At 70.3% G+C, this 21315-nt stretch carries 19 protein-coding genes; 11 read left to right on the top strand and 8 right to left on the bottom strand.

Annotated elements, in window-relative coordinates; translation table 11 throughout:
- Positions 1-174 precede the first annotated feature (174 nt).
- Positions 175-861, top strand: a complete 687-nt coding sequence (locus ACKI2N_RS20720) for a hypothetical protein (protein ID WP_420997790.1) — start codon at positions 175-177, stop codon at positions 859-861.
- Positions 862-914: 53 nt separating this feature from the next.
- Here ACKI2N_RS20720 and ACKI2N_RS20715 read toward each other — a convergent pair whose 3' ends face one another.
- Positions 915-1874, bottom strand: coding sequence for a VTT domain-containing protein (locus ACKI2N_RS20715; RefSeq protein ID WP_420997791.1), 960 nt, complete (start codon positions 1872-1874; stop codon positions 915-917).
- Positions 1875-2125: 251 nt separating this feature from the next.
- On the opposite strand from ACKI2N_RS20715, the gene ACKI2N_RS20710 reads away from it, so the two are divergent.
- Together ACKI2N_RS20710 and ACKI2N_RS20705 are read left to right on the top strand one after the other, a co-directional pair.
- Complete coding sequence (locus ACKI2N_RS20710; RefSeq protein ID WP_420997792.1) at positions 2126-2647, top strand: cupin domain-containing protein; 522 nt, start codon at positions 2126-2128, stop codon at positions 2645-2647.
- Between the two features lie 86 nt (positions 2648-2733).
- Positions 2734-3090, top strand: a complete 357-nt coding sequence (locus ACKI2N_RS20705; RefSeq protein ID WP_420997793.1) for a DUF1304 domain-containing protein — start codon at positions 2734-2736, stop codon at positions 3088-3090.
- 25 nt (positions 3091-3115) lie between these two features.
- Here ACKI2N_RS20705 and ACKI2N_RS20700 read toward each other — a convergent pair whose 3' ends face one another.
- Entirely contained in the window at positions 3116-3622 is a 507-nt protein-coding gene (locus tag ACKI2N_RS20700) for a hypothetical protein (protein WP_420997794.1), read from the bottom strand.
- Between the two features lie 319 nt (positions 3623-3941).
- Between ACKI2N_RS20700 and ACKI2N_RS20695 the strand changes: the two genes are divergently transcribed.
- A complete protein-coding gene (locus ACKI2N_RS20695) occupies positions 3942-4790 on the top strand; it encodes an IclR family transcriptional regulator domain-containing protein (RefSeq protein WP_420997795.1) in 849 nt (282 codons plus the stop codon).
- 59 nt (positions 4791-4849) lie between these two features.
- Here the strand turns inward: ACKI2N_RS20695 and ACKI2N_RS20690 are convergent, their stop codons facing one another.
- Positions 4850-5599, bottom strand: coding sequence for a flagellar brake protein (locus ACKI2N_RS20690; protein WP_420997796.1), 750 nt, complete (start codon positions 5597-5599; stop codon positions 4850-4852).
- A gap of 208 nt (positions 5600-5807) precedes the next feature.
- Positions 5808-6767 (bottom strand): LysR substrate-binding domain-containing protein, encoded by a 960-nt coding sequence (locus tag ACKI2N_RS20685; RefSeq protein WP_420997797.1) that lies wholly within the window; start codon positions 6765-6767, stop codon positions 5808-5810.
- 207 nt (positions 6768-6974) lie between these two features.
- Here ACKI2N_RS20685 and ACKI2N_RS20680 point away from each other — a divergent pair, with 207 nt between their 5' ends.
- On the top strand, positions 6975-7607 hold the full coding sequence (locus tag ACKI2N_RS20680) for a LysE family transporter (protein ID WP_420997798.1): 633 nt from the start codon (positions 6975-6977) through the stop codon (positions 7605-7607).
- Positions 7608-7627: 20 nt separating this feature from the next.
- Here ACKI2N_RS20680 and thpR read toward each other — a convergent pair whose 3' ends face one another.
- On the bottom strand, positions 7628-8206 hold the full coding sequence (gene thpR, locus ACKI2N_RS20675; protein ID WP_420997799.1) for an RNA 2',3'-cyclic phosphodiesterase: 579 nt from the start codon (positions 8204-8206) through the stop codon (positions 7628-7630).
- 59 nt (positions 8207-8265) lie between these two features.
- Complete coding sequence (locus tag ACKI2N_RS20670) at positions 8266-9180, bottom strand: 2OG-Fe(II) oxygenase (protein ID WP_420997800.1); 915 nt, start codon at positions 9178-9180, stop codon at positions 8266-8268.
- Between the two features lie 370 nt (positions 9181-9550).
- On the opposite strand from ACKI2N_RS20670, the gene ACKI2N_RS20665 reads away from it, so the two are divergent.
- The 3 genes from ACKI2N_RS20665 (at position 9551) to ACKI2N_RS20655 (ending at position 13872) form a co-directional block, all read left to right on the top strand.
- Positions 9551-11788, top strand: a complete 2238-nt coding sequence (locus tag ACKI2N_RS20665; RefSeq protein ID WP_420997801.1) for an alkaline phosphatase family protein — start codon at positions 9551-9553, stop codon at positions 11786-11788.
- A 90-nt stretch (positions 11789-11878) separates the two neighbouring features.
- Positions 11879-13225 (top strand): cytochrome-c peroxidase, encoded by a 1347-nt coding sequence (locus ACKI2N_RS20660; protein ID WP_420997802.1) that lies wholly within the window; start codon positions 11879-11881, stop codon positions 13223-13225.
- The gene (locus ACKI2N_RS20655) at positions 13222-13872 is read left to right on the top strand and encodes a hypothetical protein (RefSeq protein ID WP_420997803.1); all 651 of its coding nucleotides are present in this window, start codon (positions 13222-13224) and stop codon (positions 13870-13872) included. The genes ACKI2N_RS20660 and ACKI2N_RS20655 overlap by 4 nt, the downstream gene beginning before the upstream one ends.
- Here the strand turns inward: ACKI2N_RS20655 and ACKI2N_RS20650 are convergent.
- Entirely contained in the window at positions 13826-14362 is a 537-nt protein-coding gene (locus ACKI2N_RS20650) for a methylated-DNA--[protein]-cysteine S-methyltransferase (protein WP_420997804.1), read from the bottom strand. The genes ACKI2N_RS20655 and ACKI2N_RS20650 overlap by 47 nt on opposite strands.
- Positions 14359-15894 (bottom strand): AlkA N-terminal domain-containing protein, encoded by a 1536-nt coding sequence (locus ACKI2N_RS20645; protein WP_420997805.1) that lies wholly within the window; start codon positions 15892-15894, stop codon positions 14359-14361. Before ACKI2N_RS20645 ends, ACKI2N_RS20650 begins: the two co-directional genes overlap by 4 nt.
- Before the next feature lie 230 nt (positions 15895-16124).
- Here ACKI2N_RS20645 and ACKI2N_RS20640 point away from each other — a divergent pair, with 230 nt between their 5' ends.
- The 3 genes from ACKI2N_RS20640 (at position 16125) to ACKI2N_RS20630 (ending at position 21265) form a co-directional block, all read left to right on the top strand.
- On the top strand, positions 16125-18971 hold the full coding sequence (locus tag ACKI2N_RS20640) for a M16 family metallopeptidase (RefSeq protein WP_420997806.1): 2847 nt from the start codon (positions 16125-16127) through the stop codon (positions 18969-18971).
- Between the two features lie 147 nt (positions 18972-19118).
- Complete coding sequence (locus ACKI2N_RS20635; protein ID WP_420997807.1) at positions 19119-19544, top strand: PHA-granule associated protein 4; 426 nt, start codon at positions 19119-19121, stop codon at positions 19542-19544.
- Positions 19545-19954: 410 nt separating this feature from the next.
- Positions 19955-21265 carry an MFS family transporter gene (locus ACKI2N_RS20630; RefSeq protein ID WP_420997808.1) on the top strand — a complete coding sequence of 437 codons (1311 nt, stop codon included), beginning with the start codon at positions 19955-19957 and terminating at the stop codon, positions 21263-21265.
- Positions 21266-21315 lie beyond the last annotated feature (50 nt).

Below are 21315 nucleotides of genomic sequence, written 5' to 3'. Positions count from 1 at the left end.
GGCGGGGAGGCAAGCAGGGAAGCGGGCAGGGAGGCGGACAGCAAAGCGGCCGCCGGGGGCCATGGCGGCCGGCTTCGGTTCGGCAACCCACCAAGCGGGCATGTTCAGCGCGCCGGCTTCGGTGTATGGTTGCGCACCTGACGCGGTCCCTGCCCTAGCGGCTATTCTTTTTGCATGAAGTCCTGCCTGAACACCCCCGCCGGCACGGCGCTGTTGCCGCGCTGCCTGTCGATCCTCGCCGCTTGCTCCGCGCTGGCGGCACTGCCCGGCTGCGAGCGCGAGACGCCGGCACCGGCTGCACCGGCGCCGGCCTCCGGCACGCCGGCCGCGCGCGCCGGCGATGCCGCGCCGCCCGATGACGCGCCCCCCTTCGCCCCCGCGCCGCTGGCGCGCCCGCTGGTGGCCCTGCGCGGGCTGTCGAGCATGGCGGACGTGCAGGCGGCCTGGGGCAAGCCGCCCGACATCACGCCCAACCAGGAAGAATGCGGCACGGCGCTCGACGAAGAGCACCTCATGGACTACCGCTACCCGGACGCGCTGATCGAGGTGGGCCGCAGCGGCGACGCCGTGATCCGCGCCCTGCACGGCATTCCGGCCGGCCTGACGCTCAAGCTCGAAGGCCGCGACATCACCGCCGCGACAACGCTGGCCCAGCTCGACGCGGCGCTGCGCAAGAACCCGCGCTGGAAGATGGCGGAAGCGCCGGGCAAGGTGCGCAGCCCGTCCGACCGCGACGAGGGCGATCCGCTCGAGCACCTGGCCTACACCGCGTTGTACACGCTGGACGGCGACGGCGACCAGTACCGCCTGTATTTCCTCGGCGAGCGGCTGGTGGGATACGCCTACTGGGTCGGCTGCTAGGGCCGCTGCCAGGGCGGCGGCAAGCCCCGCGAGAGCGCTTGAAGCGCGCGCGCTCAGGAAGCGCGCGGCGCGGGTTCCTGTGCCAGGTCTTCCACGGCCGAGGCGTTGTCGTGCAGGCGCTTCCATTCGTCGAAGCCGCCGGCCAGCGCCCAGGTGTTGAGGTAGCCCGCGCCCTGCAGCCGCTCGGCGAGGATCGCCGCGGACACTTCGTTCGGGCACGCGCAGTAGATGACGATCTCGGTGGTCACCGGATGGGCCGCCAGCAGCTCCAGCGGCGCGTGCAGGTCCATGGTCACGGCGCCGGGAATCCGTTCGTCGGCGCTGCTGCGCACGTCGAGCACCAGCGGGACGCGCTCGCCGGTGCGGCGCGACTCCAGTTCTTCGACCGTCATGCGGCGCACCCGGCGCGTGCGGCGCAGCAGCCGCACGCGCCGCACGAACTTGTACGCCACGAAGGCCGCGAAGGCGGCCAGCACCGCCATGACCGCCAGCGGGCCGTAGGTGCTGAAGGCGAGCAGGATCACCTCGACGAAATCGGTAAACACGATGCCGATCAGCAGCGCGCCGCCAGCCCACACCAGCGCGCCCAGCGCATCGTAGAACAGGAATACCGCGAACGGCGTGGCGGTCATGCCGGCCATGGCGGTGGACAGCGCGCCGGCGCCCGGCAGCAGCTTGGCGAACACCAGCGAGCGCGGGCCCACGCGCAGGTAAAGCGACTGGGTCTGGCGGATGCAGCTGTCGGGCGAGATCGAAACGCGGCAGATGGTGCGCAGCATCGGCTGGCCCAGCCGCTTGCCGGCGAAATACCACGCGGTGTCGGCAATCAGGCAGGCCACGATGACCGCCGCCAGCACCACGCCGATCGACGGGCCGGTCTCGCGCATGCCGAGCGCCCCCGCCACGAACAGCATGGGCACGGCCGGCACCGGCAGCCCGGCCTGCTCGGCCAGCACGTTGAGAAACACCAGCACCACGCCGTGGTTCTCAAGCAAGGTTTTCAGTTCGCCCACACCGCCCACGCCACTCTCCGCGTCATTGCCTGCCCGGGATCTCTGGCGGCGCGCACGGGATGTCCGCGCCGGCGGGCATAAGCGCTAGTGTGCCACCACGGCGCCCGTCATGCGGGCACAGTCTTGCACGGCAGCCTCAAAATCCTTCAAGCAACGCCGCGCGCGCGGCACGCTGACTTTTCCGCGGGCAGCAGGCATCATGTCGGCTGCCTGTTCCTGTCCACTTTTCCTGCCCGCACCCGGAGCCACGCATGCCCGCCGACCCCGCCCTGCAAGACAAGCTGATCGCGCGCTTCGGCCTGCAGGCGCATCCCGAAGGCGGTTATTACCGCGAGACCCATCGCGACGGCGCGCGCGTGGCGCGCGAAGGGGCCGGCGGCGTGGCCACGCATGCCGCCTCCACTGCGATCTACTACCTGCTGTGCGACCGGGCGTACTCGGCATGGCACCGCATCCGCGCCGACGAGGTGTGGCACTTCTACGCCGGCTGCCCGCTCCACGTGCACGTGCTGGAGGCGGACGGCAGCCTGACCACGCACCGGCTCGGCGACGCGCTGGCTGACGACAGCGCGGTATTCCAGGCGGTGGTGAAGGCGGGCTGCTGGTTCGCCGCCGAGCGCAGCGATCCGGACGGGTTCTCGCTGGTCGGCTGCACGGTGGCGCCCGGGTTCGAGTTCGGCGAGTTCGAGCTGGCCGACGCCGCCCGCCTGCAGGCCGCGCACCCGCGCCACGCGGCGCTGATCGCGCGGCTGGCGCCGGCCGCGGCGGACTGAGCCGCCACCCCCGCCGGCGACGATTTCCGGCGACGATTTTCCCCGACGATTCCCAACCCCGCCGTACTTTCCCGAGAGCCTTGTCCATGAAATGGTTGTCCCTTGCAGCAGTCGCGCTGGTGGCGCTGGAACACGTCTACATCATGGTGCTTGAGATGTTCCTGTGGGACAAACCCCGCGGCCTGCGCGCGTTCGGGCTGACGCAGGAGTTCGCCACCGCCAGCCGGGCGCTGGCGGCCAACCAGGGGCTCTACAACGGCTTCCTCGCCGCCGGCCTGCTGTGGGGTCTGGCCGGCGACGCGGTGCCGGTGCAGCTGTTCTTCCTCGGCTGCGTGCTGGTGGCCGGCGTGTTCGGCGCCTGCACGGCCGGCAGGCGGATCCTGTGGGTGCAGGCCGCGCCGGCGGCGGTGGCCATCGCGCTGGTGCTGCTGGCGCGCGGCTGAAGACACACGAACCCGGCGCAGGGCCTCAGTTCGGGCGGCGGTATTCGTTCTCGATCCAGGCCGCGGCGCTGGCCTTGCTCAGCCTGAAGGCGGGCGACACGCGCACCTGGGCCAGTTCCTCGCCGAGCTCGTCGCGGGCGCGCAGCACCGCGTAGGGATTGTCTTCGTCCGGCACGATGTCGAGCGTGACCGCAATGCGCGCCGTGTCGGTGTCCACCAGCACGCTCTTGTGCAGCATGGCGTGCAATTGCTGCTCGTGGCGGCGCAGCACCTCGGATGCGGTCTTGACCAGCGTGGAGAACGCGCCGGCATCGAGCGGCTTGGGGTTCTTCTTGTCGCGGCCCATGGTCCACGGGCCGACCAGGGCGGGCTCCGGCTCGCCGTCCTTGATCATGGCCACGGCCCAGCCGTCGTCGTCCTCGTTCTTGATCACGCGGGCGGTCCAGCCGTCGGCGCGCCACAGGCGGGCTTCCTGGATCTTTTCGGCGTCATCCCCGGCTGGGTCGGCGGACAGTTCGGGCTGGTCGGTCATGGCAGGATCGGCATGGGAAACAAGGGCGCGATTCTACCCGCCCCGGCGCGGGGCGGCAGTGAGCCTTTTCCCATACTTTTATCCCCTCCGAAGTTGTATGTAATGTCTTCGTGTGACGTCCTATGCTGGAAACGCCGCCAAGACCCCCGTCTTGATGGCACCCTTCGATGTCGCCGCCACCTTGGGACGGCGACGTTTTTTTGTCCGCGGCGCGGGCGCTGGCACCAGAACGAGGCGGCGCGCACAAGAAAAGCGCTGGCCCGGTGGGCCGAGGGGGTTTAAGATGCGCGATTATCGAACGACATGCGCGCACCGCCCAATGGACGCCTCCCTTCCCAGCAGCCCTGGCCAGGCACCGGCCGCCACTGTCCGCGTCGCCCGTCCCCAGGCCGACCTTCTCAACAGCTTCTCCGGCGACCCGAACTTCATGCTGTCGCTGGCGCGCGGCCTGAGCGTGCTCGAGGCCTTCTCCGAGCGCAAGCGTCCGCTGACCATCTCCCAGGTAGCGCAGCGCACGCAGTTGTCGCGCGCCTCCGTGCGGCGTTGCCTGTACACGCTCGAGCAGCTCGGCTACGTCAGCCAGCAGGGCGGCCAGTTCGCGCTGCGCCCGCGCGTGCTGCACCTGGGCCACGCGTATTTCTCGTCCACGGCGCTGGTGTCGCTGGCCCAGCCCATCCTCGACGGCCTCAGCGCGCGGATCCAGCAGACCTCGGCGCTGGCCATCCTCGACGACACCGACATCCTTTACCTGGTGCGCTCGGAAGTGCAGCGCGTGCTCACTTATTCGCTCGGCATGGGCAGCCGGCTGCCGGCGTATTGCACCTCGATCGGGCGCCTGCTGCTGGCACACCTGGCCGAGCCGGCGCTGGAAGATTTCTTCGACCGCGTGGACCTGCGCCCGCGCACCTTGCAGACCAAGATCTCGCGGCCCGAGCTGGAAACCAGCTTCGCCAATGCGCGCGAGCTGGACTACGTGGTGGTGGACGAGGAACTGGAGCCCGGCCTGCGCGCCATCGCGGTGCCGGTGCGGGGGATGTCCGGCAGCGTGATGGCCGGCATCAGCGTCAGCATGAAGGCGACGCAGGTATCGGAGGCGGAGATGGTCGCGCGGCTGCTGCCGCCGATGCGCGAGGCCGCCGTGGCCATCGGCAAGCTGATCGCCGCGTAGGCGAGCCGCAGGCCTTGCGCCTGCCGCATGGCGCGGGCCGGCGCGGGCCGCCGCCACGCTCAGCCGCGGCTGGCCAGCTCCAGCGAGAACACCAGGCGCTGCAGGAAGTTTTCCATGCGGCCGTCGAGATTGGAGAAGGCGCAGCCGAAATGGTGGATGGCGCTGTCGTCGCGTCCTGCCAGCCAGTGGCCCACCACCTGCAGGCTCAGTTCGACCTTGCCCAGCGAGCCGAAGTCCAGCTTGGCGCCGGCCACCGTGGTGCCGACCGGCAGGCGCGTGGCGTCCACCGTCTTCGAGCGCAGCCCCACGCCGGACAGCGACAAGTCGGCGATGTCGAGCTTGAGCTGGGCGCCGTCCGGCGTCTTGATGCTGCAGACATAACCCTTGGTGAGCAGCGTGCGCGCGCGGAAATGGCGGCGGCGCTGGAGGTGGTACATCTTCTCGGGGAACGGCGCGACGAACGCGGGCGCGCCCTGGAACTCGGTGGCTTCGGGCGCGCCGATCACGAAGTTCACGGGCACGCCGCGCAGCGAGGCGGAAAACGCATTCTCGCTGGAGGCCAGCAGGGCCTCGCGCTCCGGTTCGGTGCGGCACCAGTCGAACACGAAGGTGCGGCTGGCCGGATCCACGTGCAGGACGGTGGTGACCATCTCGTGCGCGCTGCGCGCGCGCACGTTGAGGATGCATTTCTGCCACGCCAGGTCGCGCAGCACGGTGCCGATCTGCGAGGAATGGGTGAGGCGGTAGCGGTCGTCTGGCGACGCACCCGCGTCCTGATCGGATTGCTCCGGGGAATCTTGGAGACTCATGAAATCACGCAAACGTCTTGAGAGGCCTGCGTCGCGCCAGACTGGCTTGCGACGGGAAAACGGGCTGGACCGCGCACGGAGGGTGCGGGCGGCCAGCGCCGCAGCATGTTAAGCGCGGCGCCTGTCGCTGCGCAAGCTCTTGTTTGGTCTACGGCAACGTGTGGCAAATCTTGAGCCAGACTTCCGTGGGGTGGCCGTCCGGCGGAGGTCAAATGTCTGCCCCGCGAGTTGCCCGCGCGGCCCTGCCCCGCCGCGCGCGCGGAGCCTCGCCGCGTGCGCGCGGCGAGGGTGCCGGCGCGGTCACCCCGGACGGCTGCGCATCGAGCGACGCCCGCGCCTCGCGGCACAGCCAGTCGCGCACCGCGCGGCGCCGCTCGTCGCGCTCGAAGGCCACCGGCGAGAGCAGGTGGTAGGAAGAGCCGTCGCGCACGAAGCCGAACGGCGCGGCGAGGCGGCCGTCGGCCATCTCGTCGGCCACCATCAGGCGCGAGGCGATGGCGCAGCCGAGCCCGGCGGCGGCGGCCTGGATGGTCAGGTAGAAATGTTCATACCAGGCGTCGGCCCCGAAGCGCTGCCTCACGCCGGCCGCCTGCGCCCAGCGCTGCCAGGCCTGCGGGCGCGAGCGCGTATGCAGGCGCGGCAGCGTGGCCAGGCCGGTGGTACCCGCGCGGCACACCACGCCCACCCATTCCTCGGCGACTTCCTGCGCATGCAGTTGCGGGCCGAACGGGAAGTCGTTGCGGCGCAGCGCCAGGTCGACGCCGCCGCGCGCGAAATCGAGCGGGCCGCCGGCGGCCATCAGGTGCAGCGCGATGTCCGGGTGCGCCTCGGCAAAGCGCGGCAGGCGCGGGATCAGCCAGCGCATGGCGATGGTGGGTTCGCACGACAGCACCAGCGCCTGCTGCCGGCCCTGCGCGCGGATGCGGTCGGCCGCGCCGGCCAGCAGCTCGAGCGACTGCGAGGCCGCCGCGTGCAGGATGTGGCCGGCCTCGGTCAGGAACACGGCGCGGTTGCGCCGCTCGAACAGCGCCACGCCGAGCGCGTCCTCCAGCTGGCGGATCTGGCGGCTGACCGCGCCGTGGGTCAGGTGCAGCTCGTCGGCCGCGCGCATGAAGCTCTGGTGCCGCGCCGCGGCCTCGAAGAAACGGATCCAGCCAAGCCAGTGCATGCGGCCTCTCTCTCGTGGGATCGGATATGCGATGAAATGCGTGAGTTTTCCTGACGTGTCGGCCGCAGTATAAATCGGTTGTGAGGCGGCGGCGCCGGCGGGAGAATCGCTCCGTCGATGCGGAAAAACTCTGCAAGACCCGCCACAGCCGCGACCGGCGCCATCCGCCCGCGGCCAGCCCCCACTGTCAGGCAATCTCACCGAACCATGCACCCGCTCCCCGAATTGCTGGCCGTCGCGGCCATCACCGTGCTGGCCGTCGTCAGCCCCGGCCCCGATTTCGCCATGGTCATGCGCAACAGCTACCTGCATGGCCGCCGCGCGGGCCTGCTCAGCGCGCTGGGCATTGCGCTGGGCGTGCAGGTGCATGTGTTCTACACGATGTTCGGCGTGGCCCTGCTGATGGAACATGCGCACGGATTGCTGAACGTGGTCAAGGTGGTGGGTGCCGCCTACCTGGTCTGGGTCGGCATCCAGACCTTGCGCAAGCGCGCGCCGCCTGCGCCGGGCACTGCGGCCGGCATGCCCGGCGCGGACCTGGCCTGGGCCGCCGCGTTCAAGATGGGCTTTCTCACCAACGCGCTTAACCCCAAGACGACCCTGTTCGTGGTCAGCACCTACACGCAGGTGGTGAACGCGCGGACGCCGCTGCCGGTGCAGTTCGGCTACGGCCTGTTCATGTCGCTCGCGCACCTGGCGTGGTTCGCGCTGGTGGCCTGCTGCTTCACCACGCCCGCGCTGCGCGCCGCCATGCAGCGCCGCCAGCGCATGCTCGACCGCGTCATCGGCGGCGCGCTGCTGGGGCTCGGGCTGGCGCTGGGGCTCGGCAACCTGGCCTGAGACGCGTCGCCGGCGCGCTTTCAGGCCGCGGCCAGCGCGTAGGCGCGGCGGCAGGCATGCTGCGCGCCGCCGGGCAGCAGGTGGCTCTGGTAAAGGACGAAGCGCTCGACCGCGAACGGCGTGCCAGCCTGCTCCGCCTGCGCGGCACGCCATGCCTGCAGCACGGCATCCGGCACCGCCTGCATGCTGCGCGCGAGCGTGATGTGGGGCAGGAAGCCGGCATGCCGGCGGTGCTCCGCCGCCTGTGCCGGCGGGGGCGCGGCGGCAGCGCCATCGCAGCCGTCCAGCACGCGTTCGACGGCGGCGTGAAGCGCATCGAGCGCGGCGCTGCGCGCAACGCCCGCCCACAGCACGCTGGCGCGGCGGCCGCGAAAACAGCCGGCCTGCTGCACGTTCAGCGTGAACGCGGCGCACGCCACTTGCGCCAGCGCCTGTTCGATGCGCAGCGCGGCGGCCGCGTCGCGCTCGCCGAGGAAACGCAGCGTCAGGTGGACCTGGTGCGGCGGCGCCAGGCGGATGCCCGCCGCGCGCGGCACGCGCGCGAGCAGCGCGCCGGCCAGCGCCACGGGAACCTCGATTGCCACGAACAGTCGCGCCATCAGCTCTACCTTTCCCGGGCACCCCGCGGCGCGCCCTGCCGGCGCCGCGGCCCGGCTCACTAGCCGGCCATCATGCGCGGCTCGCCGCCGGCGGGCACGAAGCGCCGCTGCCGCATCCACTTGGTGACGACCCATTTCTCGCCGGCCTGCACCGGCGCTCCCGCGTGCAGCGTCCTGCCGTCGAGCTGGCCGGCCGCGTCGCAATACTCAAAATACACCGCATTGCCCTTGCGCGGCGACACCGCGAAGCCGATCTCGGGAAAGGCGGTCTCGCCGCCGGCCTCGACATCGTTGAGATACACCACCAGCGTGCTCACGCGCTGCCCGCTGCGCGCCAGCGAAGCCTGGTTGGCCGCGTTGGTCGGCATCAGGAAGTCGTAGTGCGGCGAGCTTTGCGCGCCCACGCCGTAGCGCAGCACCTGCAGGCCTTCGCCGTTCTCCACCGGCAGCCGCATCAGCGCGGAGATGCGCTGGTCGAGGCGCGCCACCAGTGCGTTTTCCTGCAGGCGGAAGAACATGCCGTGGCTGGTGCGGTCGTCGCTCACCACGGTGAAGCCGGTCGAGGGATCGACCGTGGTGGAAGGCGCCAGGCGCGGCCGCGCCAGCGCCACCAGGGCGTCGCACTCGTCGTGGCTCAGCACGCCTTCGAGCACGGCGATCAGCGGCTTGTCCATGCGCGACAGCACGTGCACGTCGCGGTCGGCCGCGCGCAGCAGCGTGCCTTGCGCCAGGCGCGCGCCGGATGCCGGCGCTGCGCTGCGGGTCACCGTGATGCTGTCCTGCGGCGCGGGCGTGCCCTCGCGCCGCGCGCGCTCGAAGGCCGCCACCAGCTCGCGCGCGAGCAGCGGATCGTAGCCCTGCGCTGCCAGCGCTCCCGCCATCTGGTCCGGCGCGCCGCCGCGCTGCAGCCCCTGCGTGATCCAGTCGCGCAGTGCGGGAGGGAAGTGGATGGTGGCGAGCGTGGTGTCTGGCATGGCGGCGAGCGAAGTCGGTCACGTAAGGAAAAAGGCGCCGCGCAGTATGGCGCGCCGACACTCATGTACGCAACTAAATACATTAATGCATGGCACTGTCACATAGTTTCATTTGAAATTAAATTGTCACTTAAGAGCCTTAGTATCCGCCCTGCCGCAACCTTGGCGTGGCGCGTAACCCATTTCCGCTCACCCGGCGGGGGGCGCGCGACCATGGCGACGGATGCATCCGGCCGGCCCGTCAAGAGCGGGCGCGCCGGCATCCGGCGCGCCTTCACTGCAGATGCCACGGACGCGCCAGCCGCCACGCCATGCACAGCATGCCGGCGCCGGTTCCACCCTCCTTGCTACAGCCCCCTCGAGGTCAACAATGAAGAAAAACGCAAGTCCCCATCGCCTTATTCCCGCCGTCACGGCGCTCGCCGCGGCCGCCATGCTGGCGGCCTGCGGCAGCGATGGCACCTCTGCCGGCAACGCCGGCACGCCGGGCGGCGCCGCGCCGACGCAATCCGCCGTGCAGGGCACGGTGATCGGCGCCGCGGTGAAGAACCCCACGGGCGCCGCCAACTCGAGCAGCAGCGGCGTCGACTACGCCAAGAGCACCACCGGCGACCCCGTGTCGCAGACCTTCCAGCGCGTGGCCTACGGCAACGCCAAGGTGTGCGCCGACACCAACGGCAACGGCCTGTGCGACGGCGGCGAAGTCTCCACGCTCAGCGCGACCGACGGCAGCTTCACGCTGCCGGCCGGCACCACCGGCAGCCTGGTCGCGGTGGTGGGCACCGACGCCACCTTCACCGATCCGAACACCGGCAGCAGCGCCAAGGTGGCGCAGAAGATGATCCTGCGCAGCGCGGCCGAGCAGAACGCGGACGGCGCCAAGGTGGTGATCAGCCCGCTGTCGACCGAGATCGTGCGCAACATGGAGGCCGGCAAGCAGTCGTTCGCCGACGCCAAGACCGCGCTGGCCGGCCGCCTGAGCTGGAACAGCACGCCGGCGCTGCCGACCGACGTCACCGTGCAGCCGGACAGCGTGGTCGCCGACACCACTGCCGTGACCGACGCCGGCGCGCAGTCCGCGCTGCTGGGCGAAGCCAACACGCTGGCGAGCCGCTTCGCGCTGGCCAGCACCTTCCTCGACCGCGGCTATGTCACCAACGCCGCCACCGACCCAGTGCAGACGCTGCAGGTGGCGCAGGACAACGCCTTCAACCCGGAAGGCATCCCGCGCTATGACCACCTGTTCGTGGTGGTGTTCGAGAACCACAGCAACCAGACCGTCGACAACCCGGCCTACCCCAACTTCTACAAGTACCTGAACGTCGAAGGCAACAAGGCGGCCAACTACTTCTCCACCGGCAACCCCAGCGAGCCGAACTACATCTCGCTGGCCAGCGCCGACGACTGGGGCGTGGCCGACGACAATGCCTGGAACTGCCTGCCGCCGGGCGACACCGCCAACCAGCCGACCGACGCCTACAACCCGCTGACCGCCTGCAACAACGACACCAAGGTGCACAACCTGAAGGGCCGCCGCAACATGTTCACGGCCCTGTACAAGGGCGGCATGGGCGCGCGCGTCTACAGCGAATCGATGGACCCGGGCCAGGATCCGCGCAAGGACGGCATCGGCAACCCCGCCATCACCGCGGTCAACAACACCTCGGGCGCCGGCGCGACCGAGCCGATGATCGGCGCCCTGTACAAGACCAAGCACAACCCGGCGGTGAACTTCGACGAAGTGCGCAACCGCCCTGACTTCTTCAAGAACCTGAGCCGCACCGTCGGCGGCGGCCAGTGGGATACGGCCATCGCCAACTACGCCAAGGCCAACAACATCACCTGGAACACGCACCAGTTCGAGGATGACCTGAAGAGCGGCGACGTCGGCGCGCTCAACTACATCGCGCCCGACCAGTGCGACGACATCCACGGCACCGGCACCGCGGTGGCCGACTGCGTGAACACCGCCACCGGCATCGCGCGCGGCGACAAGTACGCCAAGTACCTGGTGGAATCCATCAAGGCCTCGCCGGTCTGGAAGAACACCAACCGCCGCACCGCCATCGTGCTGCTGTTCGACGAAGGCACCAGCTTCTTCGGCAGCTCCTCGTGCTGCGGCTGGAACGTGGGCGGCGGCGCCACCAGCGGCGCGCCGCTGGGCGAAGGCATCACTAGCGCGGTGCCGAGGTACAACGGCAGCAACAAGGGCGACGGCCCCACCATCTTCGCCGTGCTGTCCAACCAGCCGAACGCGCCCAAGGGCGTGGTCGATTCCGACTCCTATAGCCACTTCTCCTTCGTGCGCACGCTGCAGGACATGTTCGCGCTGGCCGATCCCGGCGTGGACACGTCCTACATGAACCGCTCCAAGTACACGGAGTCGTACATCGCCGCCAACCTGGCCAACCTGGCCGAGTACTCGGGCAGCGCCGACACCCACTTCGACTCGGTGCGCCCGATGAACCACCGCTACGTGGTGAAGGCCGGCGACCGTGCCTCGGGCGGCGCGGCGATGGGCTCGGGCGGCAGCGGCAGCTTCAACAACGGCAACCTGGCCACCGGCCCGGACACCACCCAGATCAACATCTGGGCGCAGCACTCGTAATGGCAGGCGGAGCGGCGCCGCGGCGCCGCTCCTTCCCGCTTCCCGCAATCTTCTGACGGGCGCGCGGCGGTGACGCCGCGCGCCGCTTCCATGCGCAACTCCCTCATCGCCGCCTGCCTGCTTGCCGCCGCCCTGGCAGGCTGCAAGGACCAGCAGGCCACCGGCGCCAGCGCGCCGGCCGCGCAGCCCCCGGCGGCGGCCACGGCCGTGGCCTCGCAGACGCTCGCTCCGCCGCCGCCGCTCACGCTCGCGGCCCAGGTCGGCGCCAGGATGTTCTTCGACCCCACGCTGTCGGGCTCGGGCAAGATGTCGTGCGCGACCTGCCACGACCCCGCGCACGCCTACGGCCCGCCCAACGACCTCGCGGTGCAGCTCGGCGGCCACGATCTCAAGCAGGCCGGCACGCGCGCCGTGCCGACGCTGATGTACAAGGACTACACCAAGCCGTATTCCGACACCTACGAAAACCCCGACATGATCAGCCCCCCCGGACCGGGCGGCGGCTTTGCCTGGGACGGGCGCGCCGACACGCTGGCCGAGCAGGCCGCGATCCCGCTGATGGCGCCCAACGAGATGGCCAACGACAGCCCCGCCGCGCTGACGGAGGCCATCCGCCACGCACCCTACGCCGAGCTGTTCCGCCAGGCCTTCGGCGCCGATGCGCTGGAGCGGCCCGAGCGCGCCGTCGAACTGGCGGGCGCCGCGCTGCAGGCCTTCCAGGTGGAGGACAAGAGCTTCCACCCCTACAGCAGCAAGTTCGACCGCTACCGCAACAACAAGATCGGCGGCACGCTGACCGCGGCCGAAGCGCACGGCCTGCGCGTGTTCCTGGACCCGCAGAAAGGCAACTGCATGGCCTGCCACCTGCTCGGCGGCGGCAACGACGGCAGCCTGGACATCACCAGCGACTACTCCTTCGCCGCCATCGGCGTGCCGCGCAACAAGGAAATCCCGGCCAACGCGGACCCGGCCTATTTCGACCTCGGCCTGTGCGGGCCGCTGCGCACCGACCACCAGCCCGGCAAAGGCAAGGGCAAGGACGCGGCCGGCGGCTGCGGCATGTTCAAGACGCCGATCCTGCGCAACGTCGCCACGCGCCACGTCTTCATGCACAACGGCGTGTTCAAGTCGCTCGAGGACGTGGTGAAGTTCTACAACACGCGCGACACCCAGCCCGAGCTGTGGTACCCCAGGGACGCGCACGGCAAGGTGCGCAAGTTCGACGACCTGCCCGCGCGCTACCGCGCCAACCTCGACGACCAGATGCCGCTGGACCAGCGCCGCGCCGGCAGCAAGCCGCCGATGACCGACCAGGAAATGGCGGACCTGCTCACCTTCCTCGCCACGCTGAACGACGGCTACCAGCCGCCTGCGCAGCCCGCGCAGGCCGGCCCCCCGGCCACCGCGCCTGCCTCAACCACCCACGCCTCACGATGACAAGACCCTTCCGCCCCGCCCCCGCGCTCCTCGCCTGCGCCCTGCCGCTTGCGCTGCTGGCCGCCTGCCAGCAGGCGGCCACGCCCAGCGAACGCAATTTCGGCGCGGCGCTGAGCAAGCATTTCGAAACCCACGGCGAGCTGTGCGTCGGCCGCCACGAGTGGCCGGTGGACGTGCCCGACACGCCCGCGGCCACCGGCCTGCGCGACGGCATCCAGATGCCGGCGCTGGAGCAGGCCGGCCTCGTCGCGCACACCGCGGCCGAGATGACGCTGCACCACCAGGACGGCAGCAGCGAGACCGTCAAGGCGCGCCGCTACGCGCTCACCGACAAGGGCCGCGCGTATTTCCACGACAAGCCGCAGACCAGCGCGGCCACGGCCGACGCGGCGAAGGCCGACCTCTGCTACGGCAAGGTCACCCTCGCGCGCGTGCTCGACTGGGAGCCGCCGCGCTCCGGCCAGGGCACGCCGCCGCACCAGGTCACCACGGTGCGCTACACCTACGTCATCGACGCCGCGCCGTGGACGCGCGAGCCCGCCGTGCAGAAGGCCTTCCCGGTGCTGGCGCGGGTGGTGAACGGCAGCGGCACCATGCCGCTCACGCAAACGCTGACGCTGACTGACGCAGGATGGGCAGTGCAGTAGCCGCGGCGGTGCCTTCAAGCCGCAGCAGCGCGCGCTTGCGGTCGGTGCCGCCGGCGTAGCCGGTGAGGTCGCCGCCGGCGCCCAGCACGCGGTGGCACGGCACGATCACCGAAAGCGGATTGCGGCCCACCGCGCCGCCCACGGCACGCGCATGCGTGGGCGGCAGGCCCAGCTCCGCGGCGAGTTCGCCGTAGGACACGGTCTCGCCGAACGGGATCGCGCACAGGGCCTGCCAGACCGCGTGCTGGAACGCGCTGCCGCCCAGCGCCAGCGGCACCGTGAACACCTGCAGGCGTTCGGCGAAATAATCGTCCAGCTCGCTGGCGGCGTGCTCGAAGATGGTCCGCGCGGCGGCGGGCACGGCCGCGGCCGGCGTGGCCGCCGCGGGATAGTATTTCTGCCCGGCGAAGAACAGCCCGTTCAGGCGGGCCTCGTCGGCGCGCAGCAGCACGTCGCCAAGCGGGCTGGGGATGATGCGGTAGGCAATCATGGCGTGTCCTTTTTCCTTTCCTTGCCGTTCGACTCTTTCGACTCTTTCGACTCTTTCGACTCTTTCGATTCTTTCGACTCTTTCGGTTCTCGTTCCTTGCCTTCTTCGTAGCGCCGCCACAGATGGAGGGCGGCGTAGGCCCGCCACGGGGCCCACCGGGCGGCGTGCTGCTTCATGGCTCCCACGGTGGTAATGCCGAGCACCTTGCGCAGCGCATAGTCGGTGCCGGGAAACGCGTCCGGCCAGCCCAGCGCGCGCATGGCCACGTATTGCGCGGTCCAGTCGCCCACGCCTTCGATCGCGCACAGGCGCGCGATGGTTTCCTCGGGCGCGGCGCTCGGCTCCAGCTTCAGTTCGCCCGCGGCCACGCGGGTGGCGATGGCACGGATGGCGCGCCCCTTGGCCAGCGGGATGCCGATCTCGCGCAGCGTTTCGGGCGCCACCTGCGCCAGCGCGGCCGCGCCCGGGAAGCCGTGGCGCAAACCCGCCACGGGCCGCGCCAGCGCTGGGCCGTGATGCTGCGCGAGCCGCGCCAGCAGCGTGCGGGCGTGCCGGACCGAGATCACCTGGCCCACCACCGCGCGCACGGCGATCTCGAAGCCGTCCACCGCGCCGGGCAGGCGCATGCCGGGCGCCTCGGCGGCAAGCGGCCCCAGGTGCTGGTCCACCACGTCGGGCCGGCAGCCCAGGTCGCACAGCCGGCGCACGCGCCCCAGCGCTTGCGGAATCACGTGCGCCAGCGAACCGGACAGCGTCACGCGGATCACGTGGCGGCGCGCCACGTGTTCGAGCCGCAGCCAGCCCAGGTGCGTGCCGCCGCCGCTGTCGATGGCCAGGGTGCGCGCATAGGTGCCGTCGCCGATCTGCTCGACGCCGTCCACCGCTCGCACGCCGACGAACTGCAGCCACGCGGCCCAGGCCAGCGGCGGGCGGTATCCCAGCTCGAACACGAGTTCGTCGGCCACGTTGTCGGCGGCGCGCTTGCGCATGGCCAGCGGCGTCAGGCCGTAGCGCGTCTTGAGCACGTCGTTGAAGCGCCGCACGCTGCCGAAGCCCGCGGCATGCGCCACGTCGGTCACCGTGAGCGCGGTGTCGGTCAGCAGGCGCTTGGCCAGCAGCAGCCGCTGCGTCTGCGCGTATTCCAGCACCGAGACGCCGAACTGCGCGTCGAACAGCCGGCGCAGGTGGCGCTCGGTGATGCCGATGCGCGCGGCCAGCGCGGCCACTCCGGCGTCGGCCATGAAGCCTTCGTCGATCAGCGTGGCGGCGGCCTGGGCCAGCCGCCCGGACAGGTCCGACAGGCCATGCCCCGGCGCCAGCTCCGGCCGGCAGCGCAGGCAGGGGCGAAAGCCGCGCTTCTCGGCCGCCGCGGCGGTCTCGTAGAAGGTGCAGTTCTCGCGCTTGGGCGTGCGCACCGCACACACGGGCCGGCAATAGACGCCCGTGGACGACACGCCTACGAAGAAGCGTCCGTCGAAACGGCGGTCGTGCGAGGCCACGGCCTTGTAGCAGGTGTCCGGATCGAGTTTCATAGCCAGCATGCTACCCCGGCGCGGGCGCCGCATTAGCCGGATTCGGACATTTGCCTCGGCCTGCTGCGGCGCCGCAAGGCGCGGAAATTTCGGAAAACGCGGCACGCCGCCGCCACGCCGCGCGGCAACGGCTAGAATCGGCCTCCTGGCCGGCCTTGCCGCGCGTCCCGCAGCCTGTCCCGCGGCCGCGGCCCGGCACCCCGGGCAACCTCTTCCAAGCCGAACTCCGCATGCGTCTTATCCTCAAGCGCCTTACCTGCCTGCTGGCCCTGGCCTTCAGCTTCAGCGTTTCCACGCCGGCATTCCCCGCTGCCGCCACCGCGGCGCCGGTGCAGGTGGCCAGCGCCGAAGGCATCACCGAGTACCGGCTGCCCAACGGCCTGCGCGTGCTGCTGGCGCCCGACGCGGCCCAGCCGGTGACCACGGTCAACCTGACCTACCTGGTCGGCAGCCGCCACGAGAACTACGGCGAGACCGGCATGGCGCACCTGCTCGAGCACCTGCTGTTCAAGGGCACGCCGGCCCTGCCCGGCAACGCCATCGCGCAGGAACTCACGCGCCGCGGCATGCAGTTCAACGGCACCACCAGCTTCGACCGCACCAACTACTTCGAGAGCTTCTCCGCCAGCGAGGAGAACCTGGACTGGGCGCTGAAGATGGAAGCGGACCGCATGGTCAACAGCTTCATCGCGCGCGCATCGCTCGACAGCGAAATGACCGTGGTGCGCAACGAGATGGAACGCTCGGAGAACGAGCCCGGCGCCATGCTGGCGCAGCAGATGCGCGCGGCGGCCTACCGCTGGCACAACTACGGCAAGGTGCCGATCGGCGCGCGCAGCGACGTGGAGCATGTCGCCATCGGCAACCTGCAGGATTTCTACCGCCGCTACTACCAGCCCGACAATGCGGTGCTGGTGGTGGCCGGCAAGTTCGACGCGGCAGCCACGCTGGCGCGCATCGGCGCCTATTTCGGCCCGATCCCGAAGCCGGCGCGCGTGCTGCCGGCACAGTACACCGTGGAGCCGCCGCAGGAAGGCACGCGGGAGATCACGCTGCGCCGCGCGGACGACGCGCAGATGGTGGCCGTGCAGTACCACATCGCGCCGGGCGCGCACCCCGATGCGGCGGCCATGCAGCTGCTGGCGGACATCCTTTCCGACAGCGCGGGCGGGCGCCTGTACAAGGCGCTGGTCGAGACCGGCAAGGCAAACTGGCAGTTCGGCTCGGCATCGTCGATGCGCGATCCGGGCTCGGCGATGTTCGGCGCGGGCCTGAGCAAGACACAGGACCTGGAAGCCGCGCGCGCGATATTGGTGGCGCAGGTGGAAGGCTTTGCCGCGCGGCCGGTGACACAGGTGGAGCTGGACCGTGCGCGCACCCGCCTGCTCAACGCCTACGAGCGCCTGCTGGAGAACCCTTCCGGCTACGCGGTGGCGCTGTCGGAGGCCATCGCCAAGGGCGACTGGCGCCTGCTGCTGATCGCGCGCGACCAGGCCGCGCAAGTCACGCTGGCCGACCTGCAGCGCGTGGCGCAGAACTACCTGCGCCCGAGCAACCGCACGCTTGGCCGTTTTATCCCGCTCGACATGCCCGGCGAGACCGCCACGGCCGGGCTGGCCCCGGCCGCCATGCCCGCCGCGCCGGACGTGGCCGCCCTGGTGGCGGGTTTCCGGCCCAGGCCGGCCAAGGCGGCGGTGGCCGCCTTCGACCCCAGCCCGGAGAATATCGAGGCCCACACGCTGCGCGGCACGCTGGCCAACGGCATGCAGTTTGCGTTACTGCCCAAACCCAGCCGCGGACAGACCGTAAGCGGCCGGGTGGTGCTGCGCATGGGCGACCTGGGCAGCCTGCACGGGCTGGACGCGGCCGGCGACGTCACCGCCGCCATGCTGATGCGGGGCACCGCCAGCCTGGACCGGCAACAGATCTCGGACCGCCTGGCCGCGCTCAAGGCCTCGGTTTCGGTGCAGGGCGACGAGGAAACGGTCACGGTGCGCTTCGAGGCGCGGCGCGACACCCTGGCGCAGACCCTGGCGCTGATCCGCGACGTGCTGCGCGAGCCGAGCCTGCCCGCGGCCGAGTTCGAGACGCTGCGCGCCAACGCCATCGCCGGCATCGAAAGCGGACTGGGGCGCCCGGAAACGCTCGCCTCGACCGCGCTGGGGCGGCACGGCAACCCCTATCCCGCCGGCGATCCGCGCTACGTGGCCACGCCCGAAGAGGACATCGCCGCGCTCAGGCGCCTGAAGCTGGAGGACGTGCGCGCCTTCCACGCACGCTTCTACGGCGCCGCCAGCGGGCAGGTCACGCTGGTGGGCGACTTCGACCAGCCGGCCGCCCGCGCCCAGCTGGCCAGCCTGTTCGGCGACTGGCGCGCGCAGGTGCCCTATGCCCGTATCCCCCGCCCGTTCGTGGCGCTGCCGCCGGCCAGCCTGACCCGCGAGACCGCCGGCAAGGCCAATGCCGTCTACCTGGCGGCGCTGGCGGTGGAACTGACCAGCGACGCGCCCGACTATCCGGCGCTGGTGATCGCCAGCCGCGTCTTCGGCGGCAACCCGCTCAAGAGCCGGCTGGCCGACCGCCTGCGCCAGCGGGACGGCATCAGTTACAGTGTGGGCAGCTTCGTGCAGGTCGGCGCGCTGGACAGCAACGGGCGCTTCGGCATGCAAGCGGCCTATGCGCCGCAGAACCTGGACAAGCTCAAGCGCGGCGTGGCGGAGGAACTGGCCCGGCTGGCGGCACAGGGCATCACGCCGGAGGAACTGGCGCAGGCCCGCAACGGCCTGCTGCAGCAAGGCGCGCTGGCGCGCACCGGCGACGCTTCCCTGGCTGGCACGCTGGCCAGCCAGCTGTTCCTGGGCCGCACCATGCGCTATGTCACGGAGTTCGAGCACAGTATCGCCACGGCGAGCGTGGAGCAGGTCAACGCCGCGATCCGCAAGTACCTGGACCCGGCCAGGGTGGTCCAGGTATACGCCGGGGATTTTTCTGTCACGGCGGCGCAAAACGCCGGGACCACCATGACGACGGGTAACACGACGGAAGCCACCGCGGAAGCCGCAACGCCGTCCCCCTGAAACGGCCAGACTGGAGGAAAATGGAGTCCGCCCGGGCATCGCTGGCCGCCCGCGGCGCGGCAACGTGCGTGGCCGGGGGGCAACCCCTTGCCGCAATAGCGCGTTGACTGTATATTCGTACAGTATAAGTCGAGATAAGAGGTGTGGATGTCAATAGTGCGAGCTAGCAGCAAAGCAGAAGCGCTTCGGCTTCTCGCATCGAAAGATGTGCTGGCCCTTGAGCTGGACTATGAGACCGGATGGCAGGATGCCGTCGAACTGGGCCGGCTCGGAGAGAAACGCGGCATTAAAGTGCAGTACCGGGGACAGGAAAGCATCGCTGTCCATTCACGCGAAGCCCTCATCGAAGGGCTGGCCAAGACCAAGACCACCTTCCGCCAACGCAACCTGTATTGCCAGTTCGACCTCGGCACGCTGGCCGATCACGAACTGCTCGATCTGGAGGCCAAGGCCACCCGGCTGGGCGACTATATCCTGGCAGGCCACCTGCTGCGGGACGTGGACGCCGTATGGCCGCAGGATGCGCAAGACGCGCAGGAGCCGCGCCAGGAATCGCGGCAGGAACCGCAGTAAAGCACCACGGTAGGCACCGCCGCAAGGCACCGCGGTCGCGCCGGGCGCCCGCCAGTCCGCGAAATGCGTGCGCGGCAATACCGGGCGACATGCCGTCGCCGTGCAAAGCGCGCAGCAGCGCGCGGTCATTCGTCAAGCTCTCGCACGCGCGGCGCCCGCAGGCTTCGCGCGGCAGGCGCATGCCCCCGGCGTGCGCCGCATTCGGCGGCGGCCCTCACGTGCCCCCGCCCCCATCCTTCCGTCTTGTCCTTCCGTCTGGTCGTTCCCCCGCTGCCCTTCGCCGGTGACCGGTCACCGTGCGCGCGTGGCGCCTCATGCCTGGGCAATCGCAGTACACTGGCAACCTGCATGCCTGCTTCGCCCTGCAGCCGTCCTCGGCGCAGCGGCATGATGAAAGGAGAAGGCATAACATGACCGATCTGTCCGCCCCCGTTTTCACCGCTCCCCCGACTGCAGAAGAAAAGCGCAAGCGCATCTACGCCATCGTCGCCGCGTCTTCCGGCAACCTCGTCGAGTGGTTCGATTTCTACGTCTACGCGTTCTGCGCCATCTATTTCGCGGGATCGTTCTTCCCCAAATCCGATCCCACCGCGCAACTGCTCAACACCGCGGGCGTGTTTGCCGCCGGCTTCCTCATGCGGCCGATCGGCGGGTGGCTGTTCGGGCGCATCGCCGACCGCCATGGCCGCAAGAACTCGCTGCTGCTGTCGGTGACGATGATGTGCGGCGGCTCGCTGCTGATCGCCTGCCTGCCCACCTACGCCAGCATCGGCGCCTGGGCGCCGGCGCTGCTACTGGTGGCGCGGCTGCTGCAGGGCCTCTCGGTGGGCGGGGAATACGGCACCACCGCGACCTATATGAGCGAGGTGGCGCTCAAGGGCCAGCGCGGCTTCTTTTCCTCGTTCCAGTACGTCACGCTGATCGGCGGCCAGTTGCTGGCGGTGCTGGTGGTAGTGGCGCTGCAGCAGTTCCTCGACGAGCCGGAACTCAAGGCCTGGGGCTGGCGCATTCCGTTCGTGGTCGGCGCCGTCACCGCCGTGATCGCGCTGTTCCTGCGCCGCACGCTGCACGAGACCACGTCGGCCGCCACGCGCTCGAGCAAGGAGGCCGGCACGCTCACCGAGCTGTTCCGCAACCACAAGGCGGCCTTCTTCACGGTGCTCGGCTATACCGCGGGCGGCTCGCTGATCTTCTACACGTTCACCACGTACATGCAGAAGTACCTGGTCAACACGGCCGGCATGTCGATCAAGACCGCCAGCTACGTGATGACGGGCTGCCTGTTCTTCTACATGTGCATGCAGCCGTTCTTCGGCATGCTGTCGGATCGCATCGGGCGGCGCAACAACATGCTGCTGTTCGGCGCGCTGGGCGCGCTCGGCACGGTGCCGGTGATGACGGCGCTCAAGGGCGTGCACAGCCCGTTCGCCGCCTTCGTGCTGATCTCGGTGGCGCTGGCCATCGTCAGCCTCTATACCTCGATCAGCGGCATCGTGAAGGCCGAGATGTTCCCGACCGAGGTCCGCGCGCTGGGCGTGGGGCTGGCGTACGCGGTGGCCAACGCGGTGTTCGGCGGCTCGGCCGAGTACGTGGCGCTGGACCTGAAGTCGCTGGGCCACGAGTCGAGCTTCTACTGGTACGTGACGGTGATGATGGTGATCGTGTTCATCGTCAGCTTCCGGCTGCCGCGCCAGGCGAAGTACCTGCATCACGAACACTGAGGCGGCGGTAGCCGCGCCCGCCCCGCGCGCCGGCGCCGAAGCGCCGCAGC

Origin of the sequence: Cupriavidus sp. 30B13 (assembly GCF_049059565.2) — a bacterium.
Classification (GTDB): Bacteria; Pseudomonadota; Gammaproteobacteria; order Burkholderiales; family Burkholderiaceae; genus Cupriavidus.
The sequence above is the reverse complement of the archived record's forward strand: the minus strand, read 5'-3'. Positions and strand labels throughout refer to the sequence as shown.